The sequence below is a fragment of the Dietzia sp. UBA5065 genome (genome assembly GCA_002415925.1).
Taxonomy (GTDB): domain Bacteria; phylum Actinomycetota; class Actinomycetes; order Mycobacteriales; family Mycobacteriaceae; genus Dietzia.
Window position 1 is genome coordinate 1 of sequence record DIAZ01000124.1, and the last position, 3441, is coordinate 3441.

Genomic DNA, 3441 nt, shown 5'->3' on the forward strand with positions numbered 1-3441 from the left:
CGGGGCGCGGGGCGCGTCGCGGGCGGCAGGCACGGGTGGACGCAGGGCCTACTCGGGTCGGAAATAGGTAAGCATCGACTCACGCGATAGGCGCCGAGGGGGTCCGGGGCGCCGCGGCGGGGAGGCGGGGCGGGCATCCCGGCCCCGGCGGGGCCGCCGAAGCCGGATGTCACCCAGGCTCACATAAGCCGACTCTCATGTCTCGCGGCGATGCGCGAGCCCGCCACGAGGGCGCTTTCCGCGGGAGCGGTGTTAATGGAGATCAGATTAAGAAGCGTTGATTAAGGGGGGTCTGGGTGGGGTAGGACTTGGAATCTCCTGGACGGGCGTCTTATGGTTTGCGAGGTCGGTGCAGCCGTGGACCCCCCTCCATGGGCTGCCGACCACGTCGGGGCGCAGCGTTTCCTGCAGGCCGCAAGGCCGCGGATTTCTGCGTCCGTGACGCGAGTCGCCGGCAGCCGCGTCGTCCCCCCTTCGCGGCTGCCGGCGATGCCCCTCGGATGGGGCCCCAATCCTCCTGGTCCGGCTAGCGCCCGTGCGGCGCCACCACCGCCCGTCCGCTGATCTGGCCGTCGACGAGCTTCTGGTACATCTCCAGCGCCTGATCCAGCGGATACACGTGCACCTCAGGGTTGATCTTGCCCGCCCGGTAGAGCTCCACCACCTCGTAGAGGTCCTCCAGGGTGCCCCAGTAGGTGGAGGAGAAGTCCACCTCGTAGGGCAGCCCGAAGGCGTTCCAGGTGAAGTCGTCGCCGGCCAGCCCCACCACGGTGAGCGAGCCCTGCTGCGCGACGGACGCCGCGGCCAGTTGGAGGGTCGGGCCGGCGCCGACGAAGTCGAACACCGCGTTGACGCCCAGCCCGCCGGTGAGTTCCCTGACCTTCTCGGCGGCGCCCTCGCTGGGGATGCCGATCGCGCCGTCGGCCTCCGCGGCGGCGATCGCGCCGGGCTTGGTGTCGGTGGCGTAGACGGTGGCGCCGGTGAGGGCCTTGATGATCTGCACCCCCACCAGGCCGAGCCCACCCAGCCCGATGCACAGGGCGGTCGCCCCGGGAGCGGTGAGGTGGGGCATCGCGCGCTTGATGGCGTGGTACGGGGTCAGGCCGGCGTCGGCGAGCGGGGCCGCGGCCACGGGATCGGCATCGCCCAGCGGCACGAGGTTGCGGGCGTACGTCGTCATGTACTCGGCCATGCCGCCGTCGCGGCCCAGCCCGGTGGCCAGGTAGCCGACCGACGGCACGTCCTGGCAGTACGTGTCCTGTCCGCGGGAGCACGGCTTGCAGCGCCCGCAGCCGATCGGGCCGTAGACCAGGTACGCGTCGCCCTTGGTGAACCCGGTGACGCCGGGGCCCACCTCCTCGATCCAACCCGAGACCTCGTGGCCGAGCGTGAACGGCGGGGTGAGGAAGCCCGTGGGGTCTCCCGGGTAGTCGTGGAACAGGCCCACGTCGGAGTGGCAGGCCCCCGAGCCGGCGACCTTGAGCAGGACCTCGCCGGGGCCCGGGGTGGGCCTGTCCACATCCTTGAGTACGGGGGAGGTCTTGAACCCCTGGAAAACGACCGCCTTCATTACTGCACTCCTCAGTCTGGCCGGAGGGCGCACCGGACGAGTGACGCCCGCCACAAGTATCCCCCCGCTGTCCAGTGCGGCTGACGTGCGACGCCGCGTCGGGACGGTTCAGTAGGGTCGGCGCAAGACGGAGGTGTGAGCGTGACCCAGCCCCAGCGCGATCCCACGACCTTCTGCGAGGCGCCGGCGGCGTACATCGTGGAGACCTACTTCGTCCTCCGGATGGTGATCGCGGTCGGCGCGATCGGGCTGCCCGTGGCGCTGGTCGGGTGGGCGGCCGTCGATCCCGAGCCGGCGGCCGCCGTGACCTCGCTCAGCGCGTTCTACTACACGCCGGCCCGCGGGCTCTTCGTGGGCACCCTGGTGGCGATCGGGGTCGCGCTGGTGGCGTATCGCGGATACACGCGCGGCGAGAACCGGCTGCTCAACGCGGCGGGGACGCTGGCGATGGTGGCCGCCCTGTGCCCGACGGAGGACCCGGCATCGCCCGGGGCGACCCCGGTGAGCGTCGTCCACGCCGTGGCCGCCGCGGCCTTCTTCGTCCTGGCCGCGCTGTCGATCTTCTTCTACGGGCAGCAGACCCTCGGGTCCATCCCGGATCCGGGGCTGCGGGGCAGGTACCGCACGGGTTACCGGATCCTGGTGGCGCTGGTCCTGCTCTTCCCGGCCGCCGCCCTGCTCATCGCGTGGCTGATGGACTCCACCACGGCGCTGCTCCTGGTGGAGACCGGCGCGCTCTTCGCGTTGGGAGCCTTCTGGATGGTCAAGACCTACGAGCTGTCCCGGTCGCACGTCCGGGTGAAGGTGGTGTGAGGGCGGGACCCCGCCGGCCCGGCCGGGGGGCGGGCCACGTCGTCGTCGTCATCCCGCGTCCTTCCTGGGCGGCCGCGGGAGGAAGCGGGACACCCGCCGGACCACGAGGTGGTATCCGGGGCGGCGCTCGAGGCTACGGCCCTCCATCATCGGGATGCTCACCACCTGGAACATCGTCACCATGGCCACCGCGCCGGCCAGGACCCACCAGGCGCCGGGCCAGGCGGCCAGGCCGAACAGGCCCATGGAGAGCCAGATGCCGCACTCGCCCACGTAGTTCGGGTGCCGGGACCACGACCACACGCCGGAGTCCATGACCTGGCCCGGCGTGCGGGTGGCGAGGAAGCGGTGCATCTGCGCGTCGGCGACGGTCTCGAGGGCCAGCGCGGCCAGGCCGACGGCAAAGGCGAGGAAGTCGAGCCAGCCCAGCGGCTCGCCGGCGCGGGTGGCCACCACGTAGACGGGGATGAGGCCCGCGAACACCACCAGCGTGGGGAACACGTGGATGCCCATGAGGTCGGCGACCATGCCGAAGCGGCCGGCGCGGTCGCGGACCATCGGGTAGCGCCAGTCCTCGTGGTGCATGCCGGGGAAGGTGCGGACCCAGTTGGCGGTGAGGCGGACGGCCCACGCCAGGAGCACGGCCATCATCAGCCACCAGCGGACGTCGTTGACACCGGCGTCTGCGGTGACCCACCAGTAGAAGGCGAGCAGCGGCGGGATGACCGACCAATACGGGTCATAGACGCTGGAGTTGCGGAAGATCCGGCTGCCGGCAAAGACGACCAGGGTGGCGAGGAGGTCGGCGATCAGGCCGTCCAGCCACAGGTGGTCGGTGGCGGGCCCCCAGAGCAGCCACGCCAGGCCCGCCGCCACGGCGACGACGTACACGATGGTCACTCGCAGCAGGGATGCGCCTCGGCTCATAGGGGGAGGGTAGAGAGCGGATGCCGCGTGGGCTGGGGGAACGGGGAACTGGCGGGGGTCGTGTCGGACCCGGGGGGTACGACTGTGGTGACGAAGGAGGCCGCATGACCACGGCATTGACGATCAAGGTG

Annotated in this window: 3 protein-coding genes; 1 reads left to right on the top strand and 2 read right to left on the bottom strand. The window is 71.3% G+C overall.

Annotated elements, in window-relative coordinates; all coding sequences use genetic code 11:
• Positions 1 to 526: 526 nt before the first annotated feature.
• Complete coding sequence (locus tag B4M60_RS09750) at positions 527 to 1570, bottom strand: alcohol dehydrogenase catalytic domain-containing protein (RefSeq protein WP_291082920.1); 1044 nt, start codon at positions 1568 to 1570, stop codon at positions 527 to 529.
• Between the two features lie 141 nt (positions 1571 to 1711).
• On the opposite strand from B4M60_RS09750, the gene B4M60_RS09755 reads away from it, so the two are divergent.
• Positions 1712 to 2383, top strand: a complete 672-nt coding sequence (locus B4M60_RS09755) for a hypothetical protein (RefSeq protein ID WP_291082923.1) — start codon at positions 1712 to 1714, stop codon at positions 2381 to 2383.
• 48 nt (positions 2384 to 2431) lie between these two features.
• On the opposite strand, the gene B4M60_RS09760 is transcribed toward B4M60_RS09755, so the two are convergent.
• A complete protein-coding gene (locus B4M60_RS09760) occupies positions 2432 to 3310 on the bottom strand; it encodes a DUF1295 domain-containing protein (protein WP_291082926.1) in 879 nt (292 codons plus the stop codon).
• Positions 3311 to 3441 lie beyond the last annotated feature (131 nt).

What these genes read in the sequence shown, in the direction of transcription:
- B4M60_RS09750 (WP_291082920.1), bottom strand. Translation starts at nt 1,570, where the DNA reads ATGAAGGCGGTCGTTTTCCAGGGGTTCAAGACCTCCCCCGTACTCAAG.
- B4M60_RS09760 (WP_291082926.1), bottom strand. Translation starts at nt 3,310, where the DNA reads ATGAGCCGAGGCGCATCCCTGCTGCGAGTGACCATCGTGTACGTCGTC.